Genomic DNA, 17,928 nt, shown 5'->3' with positions numbered 1-17,928 from the left:
TCCATGGCCGGGGGCGGCTAACCCGGCATCCTTGCCGGGTTGCCCACTACGCAGAACCTCCACTCGGCCTCTCGAGGGGGCGACTACCGCCACAGCCGCCGAGGCGGCCTGAAAGCCGACCTGGCTCATTTTGCGTACGCGTTCTCCTTCACTGCTGCGTTCACTCATTCCGAATCTGTACACCGCCCCCTGTAGGAGCCGGCTTGCTGGCGATGGCGTTCTTTCAGGCGATAAATGCGCGACTGACCCACCGCTATCGCCAGCAAGCCGGCTCCTACAAGGGATTGGGTTCACACGATTCAAAATTGTAGGAGCCAGCTTGCTGGCGATGGACGTCAACGATAACGCGGGCTGTCTGAATGAACGCGTTGTCCAAACGTTTTTCGCCGGCAAGCCGGCTCCTACAGGGATCGGTGTACGCTTTTGATTTCCACCACTCATCAGGCCGAGCGTTAGCTCGCCTTCCGCTTTTGATCTGAGCGCCCCCTCGAGAGGCCGAGCGCAGGTTCTGCGTAGTGGGCAACCCGGCATGGATGCCGGGTTAGCCGCGCACGGCCAAGGATGGCCGATCGCGGCGGGCCCACGGAGCAGGACCGGAGCGAGGGCATGGCGAGCATTAGCGAGCCACCGAACGAAAGGGGCAAGAGCCCTTGGTTACTTGGGGCTCTTCCAAGTGACTCGCCGTAAGGGCGAAACCAATAGCCGCCGTTACCGCAGCAACGGATATGCCCCCATTCAAAACCTCCCGTTAGCGCATGCCCTCCGAACAGCATTGCGCAATCAGGCCAGGCTTTTTTGCTGGTCAACCACCGGAAATCGACCGCCACGCCGCCTGTGCAAGCTCGTCCCTGTACACCTTCGGACTGCCCTTCACCCGACCCGACAACCACGTCCTGCAATAGTTGTCTGCCTGACCAATAATCAGCGACAGCATCAATTCAGCCGGAAAACCTTTCAACTCATCGCCTCTGGCCGAATCCGACAGCCATTCCAGCAATCGCTTGTTGCGCATCTTGTTACGGGTAGCCAGTTCGTCCTTCAAAGGCCCCTTGGTGACAGCAAATCGCGCGTGGTACTGGAACCGCGCCCATTCGGGTTGGCTGTCGACCCAATCCACGTAACTGTGCACCAGCGCATACACACCCTCTTGCGTGGTTTTCGCCTCGCTCAAATAGCTGTCGCGCAGCCTGGCCTGATCATCCAGGGCGGTGAAAAACAGCGCGGCCACCAACCCTTCCTTGTTCCCGAAGTGGTGATAAATCGCGCCCACGCTCGTGTCGCATTCGGCGCGGATCATTTCAATGGTCGTGGCCTCGATCCCCTGCTCGTTGAACAGGGCGAGGGCCTTTCGAAAAATATCGCGCTTGAGTTCGGCGCGTCTTCCGGGGTAGCAGCGCTCGAGTAAATCTGACGTTTCCATGCTCAACACAGTCCCAAAAAATCGATGGTGAAGGCAGATGACTGCCATCGGACACGTGGCGACAGGTTGACAGATTTCCCGTCGACAGAATACTGTTCCGTTACAGAACATTATTCTGTAACGGAACACCATTCTGTTTTAAGCCCCTCAGCGAGGTTTCAAATGAGTCAGTTTCTCAGCATGTTCAACAGCGTGGGCCCGCAAGCATTCAGCAAAATGGCCTGTCAGGTTGCGCCCTACTTCAGCACCATCAACCCGCTGGTCACGGAGTTGCGCAAAGGCTGCGCGACGGTGCAGGTGCCGTTCGCCAAGGAAATCACCAACCACTTGGGCACCGTGCACGCGATCGCGATGTGCAATGCGGCTGAATTGGCGGCGGGAATGATGACCGACGTGTCGATTCCCGAAGGCGCACGCTGGATTCCAAAAGGCATGACGGTGGAGTACCTGGCGAAGGCAAAAACCGGCGTGACGGCGGTGGCCGATGGGGGTTCCGTGGACTGGACCACGGAAGGCGACAAGCTCGTGCCGGTGGATATTCACGACGTCGAGGGGAAGAAGGTGTTCACGGCGCGGATCACCATGAACGTGAAGCTTTCCTGAATTTTGCCATGGTCCAATGTGGGAGCAAGCCCGCTCCCACAGTTGATCGAGTTGTCTGTTGGGGCGCAGTCAGCGCGGCGACTCGCCCAACCGCTCGCGGACAAATTCATTGGCCTTGTGCGTCAATTGATCCAGATGCCGGTCACGCTGCTTTTCCGCATCGAGCATCGCCCGCTTGCCGTGCTTTTGCAGCAGGTACGTATGAATCTGCCGCACCTCCAGCGAGCTGTAGATCGACGCCACGTCGAGCAACCCCATCAACCCGTCAGAGCGATGATCGCGGGTGTTCATCAACACCTGCGTGCCGCGCGTGCCCAGCACCTGAAAGCCCATCGATTCAAACCACGGCACCTTGGCCACCGCGCAGGTCAGCTCGGCATGCGGGTAGCGGCCGACCATTTCCCGCAGCATCCGCCGCGCCACGCCTTGACGCCGATGGCCGGCCTGCACCGCCATGTATGCGACGCCGCACGCCTCTGGATCGTCCTTGATCGGCAGGTACAGCAAGAAGCCGATGACCTGTTCCGGATCGTCCACATCGGTCGCGACCAGCAACTCCACCGCCACCCCTTTCGCCCCGTTCAGCGCCTCCAGATAGAGGTGAACCTCATAGCCGATCGCGTACTGGTAAACGTTGTACAACAGGTTGCTCGGCGGGATGGCGACCATGCTGATGTCGGTCAGGTTATCGACCACCATCTGCAGAATCTGGCTGGTGAGGTGCTCGGGGCACGGAGTTTTGAAATGGGTAATCTGGGGCATTGAGGCTCTGCTCTGACTCTGGCGGCGGACGCGCCTATCATAACGCGCCGACGAGACCGGGGTGGCGTGTCAGTTGGCAGTCATGCCGAGTGACTATGGAAATCAACTGCAGGAGCCGGCTTGCCGGCGATGAGGCCAACGACAACACCTCCTCACCGGACGGGGCAATGGGGAATAACACCCTCCCCAAGACTGAGGAATATCCCCCAACTGTTAACTCTCGTTAACACTTCCCACGCATATCACTGAACCTAACGCGATGATTTATCTGACAATCTCGTTAGTGGCTCAGCTTTTGCGTCGATTTTTGCGCATGTGCCGACACCACGACACGCCCCCAGAGAACCACCATGAAAAGCTCAGCTCCTGTGAACAAGTCGCCCGGCTTTTTCCGGACGCCGGGCATTACTCTGGTGATGCTGATGACTTTCAGCCTGTCTGCGGTGAATGCCGCTCCGCTCGATGATTTCGGGCCACCGCCTCCGACCGATCCGTCAGCCTTCCATAACCCGCCTGCCGACCCTAAGGCAGCCCTGGAAGCACTGAAAAATCTTCCCCCGGCCAATCAAGGTGCCCTGGCCTTGCCCAACGGCGTGTTCGGCGACCGAAACACGCCGCGTGCCGACAACGTACTGCCGCCCGCCGCGCAGACGTCGTTCAACTACCCCACCAACGGCAAACCCAGCCCCTTGTTCGGGGCCGAACCATTCACTCAACAACTGCTGCTGTTTGAAGAGTTCGGCTCAGAAGCACTCGACCCGACTACCCCGCCGCAGACGCTGACATTCCCCGTGCCAACCCTCGGCCCGGCGCCCCAGCAGGATCCGAACAACGTCGCCCGCAGCGGCCCGTCAAGTGCAGCGCTCGAAGCCTTCCTGCGCCAGCCGGGGTTGTCCCCGTTTCCGTCGCAGTTTTCCAATGTACTGGACCGCAACCCGTGGAAGGCGCAGATCGAAGCCTTCCTCAACCGGCATCCGGTGGGCTCGCCGGCGGAGGGTCGGCCACCGGGAAAAGGCTGGTCGCATCAACGCTGGAACGAGTTCTTCCCGCAGGTTCAGTTCAAGACTGTTCAAGCCGGTGCCAGAACCAACCAAGGCCTGCGTGACGCCCAACAATTGCACCACTACAACAAGGGTGAATTCGCCCCCGGCGGGCTCTACTACCAAACTTCGGACATCCCGGCGACAGCGGGCACCACTCGCGGTATCGACGTGCGTTTTCATTCAAGAATGCCGGTGCAGAATCACAACTCGCTGTGGACATTCGACGGTACCGTGCCGGCAAAACTGTTGATGGTCCGCTACGGTCAAGCGTTGCTGATGCGCCATTACAACGCCCTGCCAATCGACCCCGCAGCCAACGCCGGTTTTGGCCTGCACACCATCAGTACCCACGAACACAATGGGCACTCGCCGGCTGAAAGCGATGGCTTTACCAATGCATTTTTCTTTCCGGGGCAGTTCTACGATTATCGCTGGCCGCTGCAACTGGCCGGCTACGACACGATCAACACCAAGGCGCAGGATCCGCGTGCAGCCTTCCCCTGCTCACCGGGCGAAAAACTCTTCGTCAATGATGTCAGTCCGGGCCTCAAGACCTGCGAAAACGGCAGCATAAAAATCCGTGGCGACTGGCGCGAGACCATGAGCACCCACTGGTTCCACGACCACATGCTCGATTTCACCGCGCAGAATGTCTACAAGGGCAATGCGGCAATGATGAATTACTACAGCGCTGTGGATCGCGGCAACGAAGCGATCGAGGACGGCGTCAACCTGCGTTTTCCCAGCGGTTCAGCAATGCCTTGGGGCAACCGCGACTACGACGTGAACCTGCTGATCTCCGATAAGGCCTGGGACGAGAACGGCCAGTTGTGGTTCAACCCGTTCAACACCGACGGCTTTCTCGGGGATCAGATGCTGGTCAACTGGCAGTACCAGCCGAGCCTGAAAGTCCGCGCGCGCAGCTACCGTTTCCGCATTCTCAACGGCTCGGTGTCGCGCTATTTCAAGCTGGCGCTGGTACGGGAAATCAGCGGCAATGGCGGTGAATTTCCGGGGCCTGCCGGTTCTGGGGTTTCCTATAATCGGGTGCCGCTCCACCTGATTGCCAACGACGGCAATATCATGGAACACGCCGTGCCGTTCGACGGCAGCATGGACCTGGATGGTGACGGCGATAAGACCAATAACAATGCGATCCTGCCAACCATGGGCATCGCCGAACGTTTCGACATCATCGTCAACTTCTCGAAAAACGGGATCAAGGTCGGCGACAAACTGTACTTCGTCAACCTGCTGGTGCACGAAGACGGCAAGGGCCCGGAGGAGCCCGCCCCCCTGGCTGACGTGCTGTCCGAGAAGTACAAGGCCGTCATCAAGCAAACCAGCAATGGCCCGAAATGGGACAGGGGCGACCCGCTGGTTGGCAAATTCCTGCAACTGTTGGTTCAGCCCTACAGTGGTCAGGACGTGGCCATGGACCCGGCAGCCTTTGTGCCTGGCGGCAAGACGATGATCCCGTTGCCCATCGATCGCGACAACCCGAACGACCAGGCCAGGCTCAACGTGGCGCGGCATCGGGAGTTCATTTTCGGTCGCTCCGATGGCACCGATGAAGCACCGTGGACGATCAAGACCGATGGCGGCCCCGGCTTTCCCATGGACCCGCGCCGCATCAGTGCCGCACCGCAACTGGCCAGCGGCCCCACGGACGCCGGGTTCTCCGGCGACGGCACCCTCGAAGTGTGGAAAATCAAGAACGGCGGCAATGGCTGGAACCACCCGGTGCATGTGCATTTCGAAGAAGACGTCATTCTCAGTCGCGATGGCAAGGCACCGCCGGAATGGGAAAAATGGGCACGCAAGGACGTCTTTCGTATTGGCGAAGGCGTCGACAGTTCAGTGGATGTCGACGTAGCGCTCCACTTCCGCGAGTTCGCCGGCACCTACATGGAGCACTGCCACAACACTCAGCACGAGGACACGTCGATGCTGCTGCGCTGGGATTCCGAGCATCCGGGGCAGTTCCAGTTGATGCCAACGCCGATACCGGGTTGGGACGGCGTCACCTTCGTCAACTCCGTGGCACTGCCGACTTTCCGCACTGGCGTTGACGGCGATGATAATGAAGGCCCGAACAAAAAACCCGTGGCCAACAATGACAGCGCCACGAGCAGTAACGGCCTGCCAGTGACCATCAGCGTGCTCGCCAACGACACCGACCCGGACGGTAACCTGCCGCTCAAGGTTGTCGGCCTGACCCAGCCGGATTCGGGCCAGGGCTCCGTGAGCACCGACGGCATTCGAGTGTTCTATATGCCACCGGCCATTGTTGCGGCGCCGTTCACTGCGGTGTTTACCTACGAAGCCAGTGACAACCTTGGCGCCGTCTCGGACAAACCGGCGACGGTGTCCGTGGCGGTCAGCGCTGCGGCGGCGGTGAATGAAATGTTGTTGGTCACCCGCGCTTCCGTCAACGTGCGCAGCAACAATCGCTATACCTGGGACGTGACCGGGACGACCTCGCGGGCGGCGGGCAACAGCATCACCGTCAGTGCGTCGACCACGGGCGGCCAGCTCAATCTGGGAACCGCGACGCTCACGCCGAACGGTACGGGTGCACGCTGGAGACTGTCCGTTACCACCACCGGCAACGGCCCGACACCGAGCCCGACCATCACCGTTCGCTCAGCGCTCGGGAAGACCGTTACAGCGCCAATTGCCGTGCATTAAAACGGCCACGCTTTGACGTCTGGTCAGCCACACCGCGTCGCCTGAATCGCCAGCAAGCCGGCTCCTACAGGTTCGATGGTGTGTCAGGTGCATACCGATCCTTGTAGGAGCCAGCTTGCTGGCGATGGGGCTTGCGCGGTGAATCCGATACACCGCCATCGCTGGCAAGCCAGCTCCTACAGGTTCGGTGGTGTGTCAGGTGAATACAGATCCTTGTAGGAGCCGGCTTGCTGGCGATGGGGCTTGCGCGGTGTATCAGATACACCGCCATCGCTGGCAAGCCAGCTCCTACAGGTTCGGTGGTGTGTCAGGTGAATACTGATCCTTGTAGGAGCCGGCTTGCTGGCGATGGGGCTTGCGCGGTGTATCAGATACACCGCCATCGCTGGCAAGCCGGCTCCTACAGGTTCGGTGGTGTGTAGGAGCCGGCTTGCTGGCGATTCAGGCGACGTGGTGTGTCAGCTCAGCGGGGTGTTTTACCACTGATACGTCGCGCTCGCCTGAACGGTGCGCTGTGCGCCATACCAGCACCACGAGTAGGAATAGCACGACGCCACGTACTCTTTGTTGGCCAGGTTGCTGGCGTTCACCGCCAGGCGCAGGTTGTCCTTGAGGCTGTTGATGTGCGGGATGTCGTAGTGCACTGCCGCATCCAGCAGCGTGTAACCCGGCACCTTCAGTGTATTGGCAGTGTCGCCCCAGGAGGAACCGACGTAACGCGCCCCGCCGCCGACACCGAAGCCTTTGGCAACGCCGTCGTGGAAGGTGTAATCCGCCCAGACCGAGGCCGTATGACGCGGCACGCCATAGTTGGTGGTGCCTTTCGCCGGCACTGCCGGGCCGACGGCGATGTCGGTCAGCGGCGCGTAGCTCACGGTGCTGTTGGACTTGGTGATGCGGTTGTCCAGATAAGCGTACGCGGCGGTGATGTCCAGGTTGTCATTCAGGCTGGCCTTGCCTTCGAGTTCGAAACCACGGGAGCGCACTTCACCGCTCTGTTCCTGGCAACGCCCGGTGCCGCACAGGTGCGTCGGATCCGGATCAAGCGTCGGCACGTTGCTTTGGCGCAAGTCGAAGACCGACGCAGTGATAAAGCTGTTGCTGCCCGGTGGCTGGTACTTGATCCCCACTTCGTATTGCTGGCCCTCGGTCGGTTTGAACACCGAACCACCATAGCCGGTGCCCGACTGCGGTTCGAAGGATTCGGCGTAGCTGATGTACGGCGACAGGCCGTTATCGAACAGATAGACCAGCCCCACGCGACCGGTGAACGCCTCGCTGTCCAGAGAGGTTTTGGTCTTGACGTTGTTGCGCAAGTTCATCGAGCTGTTGTTGTTGGTCGCCCAGTCGTAGCGCCCCCCCATCAGCAACACCCACTTGTCCCATTTGATCTGGTCTTGCAGGTACAAGCCCTTCTGCTGGTTACGCTGCGTCGCGTCGGTGGTGAACGCCGGTGTGACGACCGGAACACCATAGACCGGGTCAAAGATATCCAGCGTCGGCCCCGTGCCGAAACCGGACTTGGTATCCGTGCTGGTGTTCTGATAATCGCCACCCAACAGCACCGTGTGTTGCACCGGTCCGGTGTCGAATCTGGCTTGCACCTGGTTATCCAGGGTGTAGGCATCCAGGTCGACGTCTGTGGCAATGGTCGACCGGTTGGAGGTGCGGTAATCGGCGCGCAGGTTGCTGTTGTAGAGGCTGCGATAAACGCCCTCGCTGCGCAGGTAACGCGCGTTCTGACGCAAGGTCCAGACGTCGTTGAGGTGATGTTCGAACAAATAACCGATGGAGAAATACTCGCGGTCACTCTTCTCGAAATCCTTGTCGCCGTCATAGAAATCGACATCGATGTCACGCCCGGTCGGGCTGTGCAACACCGAGCCCCACGCCGGTGTCGAACCGTACGAAGCCGCCTTCGGGTCTTTTTGGAAATGCCCCAACAGCGTCAGCGACGTGTCATCGCTCGGGCGCCAGGTGAATGCCGACGAAATGGACTGACGCTGGGTTTCGGTGTGTTCCAGTTGACCATCAGCCTCGTCGTACAGACCGGCCAGGCGATAGGAGTAAACGCCCTGGTCGTCGAGCGGGCCGCTCAAATCGAAGGTCGTGCGTTTCTTGTCGAAGGTGCCGTACTCGACGCCGATTTCATGGAACGGCGTATCCAGCGGCCGCTTGCTGACCATGTTCACCACACCGCTGGGGCTGGCCTGACCGTACAGCACCGACGACGGCCCGCGCAAAACGTCCACGCGCTCCAGATCAAACGAGTCCTTTTGCGGCGAGGCATCGCGACTGCCCGGCATGCGCAAGCCGTCCAGATACACGGCCGGGGAAAAACCACGGATGGTCATCTGATCCAGTCGCGAGGCGGTAGAGCCACGGGTTTCGGGAATCACGCCGGCGGTGTAACGCAAGATCTGGTTGAGATTCTCCGCGCCCTGGGCCCTCATCTGGTCCTTGGTGACCACGGAAATCGACTGCGGTGTTTCGTTCAGCGCCGTATCGGTCTTGGTCGCCGACAGCGCGCGTGTCGCGACATAACCCGCCACCGGGCCGGTCGGACTTTCACTCGCATACGCGCCGTTGATGTTGGTGGCCTGCAACTCCAGAGAACCTTCGACCGCCTCGGGTGCAGGTTCGATGCGATAACGCGTGGCCGATAGCGCGATGGCGTTGAGGCCGCTGCCCTGGAGCAATTGGGCAAGTGCGTCGCCGGTGCTGAATGGTCCGCTCAGGCCATTGCTGCGTTTACCGCGCGTCAAGGCCGGGTCGAAGGCCAACACCAGGTCCGCCTGCTCGGCCAGGCTGTTCAGCGCCTGACTCAAATCCCCGGCCGGGATCGAAAAACTGCGGACAGCACTGGTGTGTGAACCCGCGACCGGCGATTCGGCAGCCAGCAGCGGCGCCGCGACAAAAGCCATCGCCACTGAAAGCGCCAGTGGGTGCAACGGACGAGCAAAGCGAGACATGAGAAATCCTGCGAAATGGAAGGCGTTACTAACCATGACGGCCATGTCGGAAAAACAGACAATGAATGCGAGCGATTTGCATTAATATTTTTTGAAACCCCGAAACCCTGTAGGAGCGAGCCTGCTCGCGATGGCGGTGGGTCAGGCAGACCGTGTCGCCTGGATCGCCGGCAAGCCGGCTCCTACAGGTTGGGGTGAAACGGTATTGATGCCTTCCTCAACCTTGTAGGAGCTGGCTTGCCAGCGATGGCGGTGGGTCAGGCAGACCGTGTCGCCTGGATCGCCGGCAAGCCGGCTCCTACAGGTTGGGGTGAAACGGTATTGATGCCTTCCTCAACCTTGTAGGAGCTGGCTTGCCAGCGATGGCGGTGGGTCAGGCAGACCGTGTCGCCTGGATCGCCGGCAAGCCGGCTCCTACAGGTTGGGGTGAAACGGTATTGATGCCTTCCTCAACCTTGTAGGAGCTGGCTTGCCAGCGATGGCGGTGGGTCAGGCAGACCGTGTCGCCTGGATCGCCGGCAAGCCGGCTCCTACAGGGTTGGGGGGTTAGAGGGGTTTGATCACCACCAGCAGATCGGTGAAGTGCTCGACCTGGATCGGCAGGTTGTCCGCCAGTGTCGCGAGTGCAGCATCGGTGTCGTCGAGGCGGAACACGCCGGAGACGCGCAGCCCTTGCAGCGCCTGTTCGTCGTAGCGCACCAGGCCCCGTCGGTAACCGGCGAGGGCCTGAAGCACTTCGCTCAAGGGGCGGTCATCGACTTTGAGCAGGCCCCGGGTCCAGGCATCCGGGTGGGCGTTGCCGATAGGTTGCGGTGCTTGCGCCCGGCCCGCTCTGAGGGTGGTTTGCTCGCCCGCCGCAACGTTCACCGCCTCGGCGCCGTTGGCTTTGGCGGCAACGACAGACTCCAGCACACTGACCACGGTCGAACCATCGGCTGCGCGTTTCACCAGATATCGCGTGCCCAGTGCCGTCGCCGTCCCCTGATCAGTGCGCACCACAAACGGACGCCGGGCGTCCTTGGCCACCTCGACCCACATCTCCCCTTCCAACAACTCGATGACGCGCTGCTGGCCGTCGAACTTCACGTCCAGCGCCGAATGACTGTTGAGCTGAATATGGCTGCCGTCCGAAAGCACCACCTCGCGCCGCTCGCCCACGCCGGTACGTTGATCGGCGAGCCAGACCGGCATGTTGTCCAGGCCGATCCAGCCACAGACCAACACACCCAGCAGCGCAATCGCCTGGGCGCCACGGCCCGACACTCTCGGGCCCGGCCGGGCAAAGGCATGCTTGAGGGCAACGCGTGCGGGGGCGGCAGGCAGCTCGTCAAAACCGCCCCACAAAGCCCGCATGCGCTCCAGGGCGAGCGCGTGGCGCGGGTCGGCTTCGCACCAGACATCGAAAGCCACACGTTCGGCGTCGGTAGCCAAATCGTCGTGCAACAACGTCAGCCAGTAAGCCGCCTCAAGGATCATCTGCTCGGAGGGTGGTTGGATGTTCGTCACGACGGCTGTTCCGCCCCGTACAAGGTGTTGTAGCAATGGACGAGCGCACCGGCGACGTAGTTTTTGACCGTGCTGGCGGACACTTTCAGTTCAATCGCGATCTCGCTGTAGGTAAGGCCGTCGAGCCGGCTGAGCAGGAACGCCTCACGGTTCTTGTCTGGCAACCCGGCGAGCATCACGGCGATTTTTTCCAGCGCCTCAAGCGCCACATGGATCGCTTCGGGGTCGGGCATGCCGGCGTCATGCGCCTGGATCGCCAGCGCCTCGAGGTACGCCTGCTCGATCCGCCGGCGTCGGGCCCCATCGATCAACAAGCGCCCCGCCATGGTCGCCAGAAATGCCCGCGGCTCTTTGATGGTGTGAGGCTCGGCGAGGGTGAGCACGCGAATGAACGCGTCATGGGCCAAATCGGCCGCACGTTGCGAACAGCCGAGTTTTTTCCGTAGCCAGCCATGCAACCAGGAATGGTGATCGCTATAGAGGTCGGTGAAGGTCCGCCGACGACGGGCAACGTCGTCATCAGCCACGGAAAAATCGCGCATACGCAAAAATTTCTCAAATAAGAAAGATTACCAGTAGCGCGAACGATGACAGTAAAACCATGGCAGAGCAAGCGACGAAAAGTCGCTGTGATTCAGAACACTGCGCAGCACGCTGAACAGCTATTGCTCCGGCGCAACCATCCGGAACCTGATGTTGATATCGTCGGAAACCACCGTATCCCCCCACTCGCCTTCACCGATTTTGAAGTCGCTGCGCTTGAGCGTCAGCTGGCCATCGAATATGCCGATGGCTTTCTGGGACTTCAGCAGGACCGGCACTTGCACCGTGCGCGTTATTTTCTTGAGGGTGAGATTGCCGGTGATCAAGTAACGGTTGTTGCTCAACGCTTTTACAGCGGTCGATTCAAATGTCGCCTTCGGATAAGCGGCCGTGTCGAACCACGCGGGCTTTTTCAGCTCTTCGTTGGCGTCACTGCTTCCGGCATCGATGCTGTCGAGCTCGATCGTGAGCACCGCGTGGGATGCCGAGGGGTTCGCCGTGTCGAAATCCAGCGTGCCTTCGAACTTGCCGAACGTGCCGTAGACCCGTGAGCTGAACTGTTTGTAGGTGAAAGAGATCGTGCTGGCGGTCTCATTCACCTGTTTGTATTCGATGGCATCGGCGCACGGCAACACGCCGAGCGTGAGCGCGACAAGCACGGCGGCGGAACGCGGGAAACGAAGGTTCATGGGATTCTCCGGCAGGACGCCCTGGTGCAGTGAGGTGCTGCACACAAAGGCCAGCCATAGGTGGACTAAAGCAAAAAATCGCCGTTTGTGCCATGGGTGCACTGACGGCCCGACCACCTGTCGCGCAACCCCGTTACGCGCCGGATGCCTGAGTCATGCAGGTGTTTAATGAGTGTTCCATTCACCGCAACGGGAGACGGGTCATGAAAATCGTCGTCATCGGAGGGACTGGACTGATCGGCAGTCAACTGTGCAAAAACCTGCGGGCACTGGGGCATGAAGCGCTGGCAGCGTCGCCGAGTACCGGCGTCAACGTCATCAGTGGCGAAGGACTGAAGGAAGCCTTGAAAGGCGCAGACGTGGTGGTGGACGTGGCGAACTCGCCCTCATTCGAGGATCACGCGGCGTTGCATTTTTTCGAAACGGCCGGGAAAAACCTGTTCGCGGCGGAGAAAATCGACGGCGTCAAACACCATGTTGCACTGTCGGTGGTCGGCACCGAGCGCATGCTCGAAAGTGGTTACTTCCGGGCGAAAATGGCTCAGGAAAGACTCATCAAACACTCGGGCATTCCCTACACGATCCTGCGCGCCACGCAGTTCTTCGAGTTCATCGGTGCCATTGCCTACTCGGGTCGCGAAGACGGCAACACCATCCACCTGACCCCTGCCGCACTGCAACCGATTGCCTCGCTCGATGTCGCCAAGGCCCTGACCGATATTGCCTTGAAAGCGCCAGACAACCAGACCCTGGAAGTCGCCGGGCCGGATCGCAGGCCAATCGTTGAATTCGTGAGCCAATACCTGCAGCACATCAAAGACCCGCGCGAGGTCGTCGCGGATGACACGGTTCCTTACTTCGGTGCGCCCATCAACGATCAGTCACTGACGCCGGGAGCGAATCCAATCGTGGGCGCGACACGTTTTGAACATTGGCTGAAGAGCACATTGGCGCCCAATTGACGCTTATCGATGTTGCCCGGGCCGGCGGCCGGTTCGACTCGCCTGGCGAAGTCGAACCGGTCGTGCGGTGCATCACTCGGTGATGACGTTCAACGTCACGTCGATGTTGCCGCGAGTGGCTTTGGAGTACGGGCAGATCTCATGGGCGCCATGCGCCAGTTTCGTTGCGACCTCGTTCGACAGGCCCGGTACGCGCAGGGTCAATCGCCCCTGGATGAAATACGCCTGGCCGGTCTGGCCCAAATCAACTTCGATGTCTACCGCCGTGTCGGCCGGCAGTGTCACGTTCAGCTCCTTGGCCACCAGGCCGACGGCGGCGCTATAGCAGGCCGACCAGGCGCCGGAGAACAATTGCTCGGCGGTCGGGTGCGGCAGAATGTTCGAAAACTGGTGCGCCGGTTTTGCGCTGCCGGGCGAGGACAGCACGATGTCGAGGTTGCCGTTGTGGCCGCGCGACGTGTTGCCGGCTGCGCTAGGGGTGGTGTGGGTTTTGCCGGTGGCCAGGACTTTTTCGATCTTGCTCATGATGAATGCTCTCAATTAGGGATTTGTTTTTCGCGTGCGCTTTTATCGCACGCGATGTTTTGACAATAATTAAACGGTGAGGACGTTCAGTGCCACATCAATATTGCCGCGTGTTGCTTTCGAGTATGGGCAGATCTGATCAGCGGTGTGCGCCAGCGTGGTGGCGATGTCGTGTGGCAGGCCAGGTACGCGCAGAGTCAAACGAGCCTGAAGGAAGTAGGCCGGGCCGGTTTGCCCCAGATCGACTTCGATGTCGACGGAGAAGTCCGCTGGCAGCACCACGTTCAAATCATTGGCCACCAGACCGACGGCTGCGGTGTAGCACGCCGACCATGCACCGGCGAACAGTTGCTCGGCAGCCGGGTGCGGCTGGGTGCCGGCAAACACATGAGCAGGTTTGGCGCTGCCGGGTGTCGACAGGGTGATGTCGAGGCTGCCGTTGTGGCCGCCGGAGGTGTTGCCGGCAGCGCTGGCGGTGGTGTGGGTTTTGCCGGTGGCCAGGACTTTTTCGATCTTGCTCATGGGGTGAATCCTCGATATTGCGATAGGTTTGATTTAGTGTCGCATTCGATTGTGTCGCATGCGATGGATGAATATTCACGCAGATGCCGGTGGGTGTCAATAGGTGGTTAGCGAGTTCTGCGACGAGCGGTATAAACCGTGAGGCCGCCATCGCCAGCAAGCCGGCTCCTACAAGGATCGGGTTTACACGCGGACACTGTAGGAGCCGGCTTGCCGGCGATGGCGCCCTCAAGATCAACGCAACTTCCAGCCAAAAAAAATGGGCCACCCTGCAACGGATGACCCATCTCTCAAACCCCAAATGTTTACGCCGCCCCACTCCCCTGCCGCTGCCACGCCCGCGTCAACAAACCGATGACCTCGGCATCCGCAGTCTGGGAAAAATCCACGTACCAATGCCCGATCGACATAAACCAATCAGCAGTGATCGGGCACACCAACTCGTCCACCTCACCGCGCAGCGCCTCCGCCGTTTCAACCGGCGCCACCGGCACCGCGACGACAATGCGCGCCGGCACCTGTGCGTGCACCGCGTGAATCGCCGCCCTCATCGAAGCGCCCGTCGCCAGGCCATCGTCAATCAGAATCACCACCTGATCCTTGAGCTGCACCGGCGCACGCGTTCCGCGATACACCTGCTCACGCCGCAGCAGTTCGCGTGTTTCCCGTGCGACCACGGCAGCGAACGTTGCCTGATCAATCGGGTGTGCCCGCAGCGTATGCTCATTGAGGATTTGAATACCGCCGCTGGCAATCGCGCCCATCGCCAGCTCCTGATGGGTCGGAACGCCCAGTTTGCGCACCAGCATCAGGTCGAGGCGAACGTCCAGCGCGGTCGCCACTTCATACGCCACCGGCACACCGCCACGGGGCAAGGCGAGGACGATGACATCGGGGCGATGCGCGTACTTGAGCAACGGCGCCACCAGCCGCCGACCGGCATCGGCGCGGTCTTGCAGAATGGTTGTCGATGAAGGACTCATGTGGAAAACCTCCCCAGGCGATCAAGCCTGTCGGTTTACATCACCGTCACTCTGGATTGTCAGTCCGAAGGTGGACGACAGCAAGCCCGCCGGCCTACACCGACGACTCGACTTTCTGGAGCAACTTTTGACGCAAAAAAAAAGAGCCACCCTGTTACGGGTGGCCCTCTTTTTAAACCGGAGGTGTCCGGAAAGTTCAGCGAACGTTACAACTTAGCAAGCACTCGCAACAGCCCGTTGCGGCACCACATCGTCGTTCTGTTTTATCACTCGTTGAGTCAATGCCAGCATTGCCAGGAAACCCAGTGCAATCAACAGCGGATACGCCATCAACAGTTCAGAGAGTGAATACTTCCAGGCCAACGGGCGTCCGACACCCAGCAGGGCCGCATACATCCAGGACACCGCCGACAGCGAGCCGCAGAACAGCGCCAGCATCCGAGCGCTAAACTCGAGCTTGAGCAGCGATCCGGCCTTCTGCATAGCCGGCAACACCAGGCGATGCAACAAGATGCCGTTGTACGTCAGCAACATGACAATGATCACTTTGGCTTGAAGTTTCGGGTTCATGAAGTACTCGACTCCCTTCTCCAGGTAATCAATACCCACAATTGCAATACCGGTGACCCACAAAGCAATCAATGCAACAACGACAGACGTCTGGAGACTTTCCAGATGCGCATTATCGTGCTCCGACAACACCTTGCCCTTCAACAAGTTCTTAACCATGGCTATATCACTGGTCAACACCAAACCAATGGCAACACAACAGGCGACCAAGTGAGCATAAACAACACCCAACCGCACAAATTCCATACATTCTTTGTTTTCGACCAGACTCATAATTGTATTTATAGACACGGTACTTCTCCAACTGATTATACAGTGCGAATCATTAGTTCAGCGGGGCTCTAATCGAGTTGCAGGCCCTACGAGATCCGACTGATAAAAGACAAGCCAAATCAGTGATTTGGCGCGGCTGAACCGATTAATTTGCCCGGCAAATCAAGTTCGGCTATTTGTTGGCTCCTGAATTTCAGGTAAAAAAATCCTCATTTGCATTCAATGCATATGAGGTTCGGGATCCACTTCTCTTTCTGCAGCTGCAGGGGCAGGTCATGGCGACGTGCTGAAGTATCAGAGGGCATTAAAGCAAAAATGTTCATTTTTCGTGCAAACCACCGACAAACGGTTAGTTCAGAAGAAACAACTCGCCTCGATGGATAATACCCAACTTCCCTGAAAGCCACGTGATAACTGGCCTGGTAAATTACTTGAAGCCTTAGATTCGTCTATTGGATCCATTAGTTGTTACCTCACTAACGATATCTGCAATAGAGACCAACTCGCATTCAGGGCCCCACCAACTAAAACAGTCATACTTATTAGGGCCAGGATTGAAATAAGGGATCCAATCTACACCAAGCGTTCAATCTTCTGATGTTGCCACACTAGTTTGTAATACAACGTCTGCAATATCAGCATCCCCAAATACGCCACCGGAAACGCCATCCACACACCCTGCAACCCGAATTGCCCGTCCAGCACATACGCCATCGGCAACTGCACGCCAAGCACGCACACAATCGAAATCGCCATCGGCACCAACACCGTGCCGCTGGCCCGCATGATCCCGCCGACAATCGCCTGAAAGCCAAACACCAACAGGCTCCAGAGCATGATGTGCAACAAGTGCTCGGCCTTCGCCCGAGTCAAATCGTCCGTCAGAAACAACCCCAGCAACCAGTGCGACAACAGGTAACCCAACACCACCAAACCACCGGTCAGGCACACATTGATCAACAACCCCGTGCGCAGAATCGGCCCCATCCGCTCAATGCGCCCTGCCCCAATCGCCTGCGCCCCAAGAATCGACGCCGTGATCGCAATCGACAACGCCGGAAACTGCACATAATTGACGATCTGCGTCACCGCCCCATACGCCGCCGTCGCCTGCGAACCGTGCTGATTCACCAACGCCAGAATCACCAACTCCGACACCGACAACACCACCCTCTGCAACCCGGTCGGCAAGCCAATGCGCAACACCTTGCCGAGAATCACCCGATCCAGGCGCATCGCCGCAAACATCTCCCGATCCGGCGCCAACGGATGCTCCCGCCGAATCAACCGCCACGCCAACCACCCCATCGCCGACAAATTCCCCGCCAACCCCGCATACGCCGCACTCTGAATCCCCAACATCGGCAACCCGAACCAACCGCGAATCAACGCCGGCGTCAGCGCCAACCCGATGCAGGTCGACACCACCAATGCGATCAGCGGCGACACCGTATCGCTCACCCCGCGCAGGAGTTGGGTGAACAGGACGTAGACCAACAGCGACGGCATGATCCACATCATCACGTGGGCGTAGGACACGGCGTCGTCCAGCACGTCGGCCGGAGTGCCCAAACCTTGCAAGGCTGGTCTTGCGAATACGCTGCCCAGCACCGCCGCTGTCAGGCCGATGATTGCGCCCAACAGCAACGTGGTAGCGGCGATGGTTTTCACCAAGTGCGGTTCCCGTGCGCCCCAGGCTTGGCCGATGAGCACGCTCGCACCCGCACCGAGGCCGATGACCAGGGCGATGAAGAAGAAGACGATGGGGAACATGCCGGAGACGGCGGCCAGGGCTTGGGTGCCGAGCATTTGGCCGATGTAGATGCTGTTGACGGTGCCCGACATGGATTGGAGGAAATTGGAG

At 59.6% G+C, this 17,928-nt stretch carries 14 protein-coding genes; 3 read left to right on the top strand and 11 right to left on the bottom strand.

Annotated features, from left to right (window positions below; genetic code table 11):
• Positions 1–802: 802 nt before the first annotated feature.
• The gene (locus KGA97_RS25660; RefSeq protein ID WP_223481738.1) at positions 803–1,420 is read right to left on the bottom strand and encodes a TetR/AcrR family transcriptional regulator; all 618 of its coding nucleotides are present in this window, start codon (positions 1,418–1,420) and stop codon (positions 803–805) included.
• Between the two features lie 162 nt (positions 1,421–1,582).
• On the opposite strand from KGA97_RS25660, the gene KGA97_RS25655 reads away from it, so the two are divergent.
• A complete protein-coding gene (locus KGA97_RS25655) occupies positions 1,583–2,023 on the top strand; it encodes a hotdog fold domain-containing protein (protein ID WP_223481736.1) in 441 nt (146 codons plus the stop codon).
• Between the two features lie 69 nt (positions 2,024–2,092).
• Here the strand turns inward: KGA97_RS25655 and KGA97_RS25650 are convergent, their stop codons facing one another.
• A complete protein-coding gene (locus tag KGA97_RS25650) occupies positions 2,093–2,785 on the bottom strand; it encodes a GNAT family N-acetyltransferase (protein ID WP_008034576.1) in 693 nt (230 codons plus the stop codon).
• Between the two features lie 350 nt (positions 2,786–3,135).
• Here KGA97_RS25650 and KGA97_RS25645 point away from each other — a divergent pair, with 350 nt between their 5' ends.
• Entirely contained in the window at positions 3,136–6,519 is a 3,384-nt protein-coding gene (locus KGA97_RS25645) for an Ig-like domain-containing protein (RefSeq protein ID WP_223481735.1), read from the top strand.
• A 476-nt stretch (positions 6,520–6,995) separates the two neighbouring features.
• Here KGA97_RS25645 and KGA97_RS25640 read toward each other — a convergent pair whose 3' ends face one another.
• The 4 genes from KGA97_RS25640 to KGA97_RS25625 form a co-directional block, all read right to left on the bottom strand.
• Positions 6,996–9,491, bottom strand: coding sequence for a TonB-dependent siderophore receptor (locus tag KGA97_RS25640; protein WP_008030862.1), 2,496 nt, complete (start codon positions 9,489–9,491; stop codon positions 6,996–6,998).
• Positions 9,492–10,037: 546 nt separating this feature from the next.
• Positions 10,038–10,967, bottom strand: coding sequence for a FecR family protein (locus KGA97_RS25635; RefSeq protein ID WP_223481737.1), 930 nt, complete (start codon positions 10,965–10,967; stop codon positions 10,038–10,040).
• 26 nt (positions 10,968–10,993) lie between these two features.
• On the bottom strand, positions 10,994–11,539 hold the full coding sequence (locus tag KGA97_RS25630; protein WP_008030859.1) for a sigma-70 family RNA polymerase sigma factor: 546 nt from the start codon (positions 11,537–11,539) through the stop codon (positions 10,994–10,996).
• Positions 11,540–11,659: 120 nt separating this feature from the next.
• Positions 11,660–12,229, bottom strand: a complete 570-nt coding sequence (locus tag KGA97_RS25625; RefSeq protein ID WP_223481734.1) for a YceI family protein — start codon at positions 12,227–12,229, stop codon at positions 11,660–11,662.
• 203 nt (positions 12,230–12,432) lie between these two features.
• Here KGA97_RS25625 and KGA97_RS25620 point away from each other — a divergent pair, with 203 nt between their 5' ends.
• Positions 12,433–13,191, top strand: coding sequence for an SDR family oxidoreductase (locus KGA97_RS25620; protein ID WP_223481733.1), 759 nt, complete (start codon positions 12,433–12,435; stop codon positions 13,189–13,191).
• Positions 13,192–13,263: 72 nt separating this feature from the next.
• Here KGA97_RS25620 and KGA97_RS25615 read toward each other — a convergent pair whose 3' ends face one another.
• From KGA97_RS25615 to KGA97_RS25595, 5 genes are all read right to left on the bottom strand, one after another.
• Entirely contained in the window at positions 13,264–13,716 is a 453-nt protein-coding gene (locus tag KGA97_RS25615) for an Ohr family peroxiredoxin (protein WP_008040597.1), read from the bottom strand.
• Between the two features lie 69 nt (positions 13,717–13,785).
• Positions 13,786–14,238 (bottom strand): Ohr family peroxiredoxin, encoded by a 453-nt coding sequence (locus tag KGA97_RS25610; protein WP_008030850.1) that lies wholly within the window; start codon positions 14,236–14,238, stop codon positions 13,786–13,788.
• Positions 14,239–14,543: 305 nt separating this feature from the next.
• The gene (locus tag KGA97_RS25605; RefSeq protein WP_223481732.1) at positions 14,544–15,221 is read right to left on the bottom strand and encodes a phosphoribosyltransferase; all 678 of its coding nucleotides are present in this window, start codon (positions 15,219–15,221) and stop codon (positions 14,544–14,546) included.
• Between the two features lie 213 nt (positions 15,222–15,434).
• Positions 15,435–16,082 (bottom strand): hypothetical protein, encoded by a 648-nt coding sequence (locus KGA97_RS25600; RefSeq protein WP_207286544.1) that lies wholly within the window; start codon positions 16,080–16,082, stop codon positions 15,435–15,437.
• Between the two features lie 555 nt (positions 16,083–16,637).
• A partial coding sequence (locus KGA97_RS25595) for an MATE family efflux transporter (RefSeq protein ID WP_223481731.1) occupies positions 16,638–17,928 on the bottom strand: 1,291 nt, incomplete at its 5' end.

The organism is Pseudomonas sp. BF-B-15 (assembly GCF_019946675.1).
Classification (GTDB): Bacteria; Pseudomonadota; Gammaproteobacteria; order Pseudomonadales; family Pseudomonadaceae; genus Aquipseudomonas; species Aquipseudomonas migulae.
This window is presented reverse-complemented; position numbering and strand designations above follow the sequence as displayed.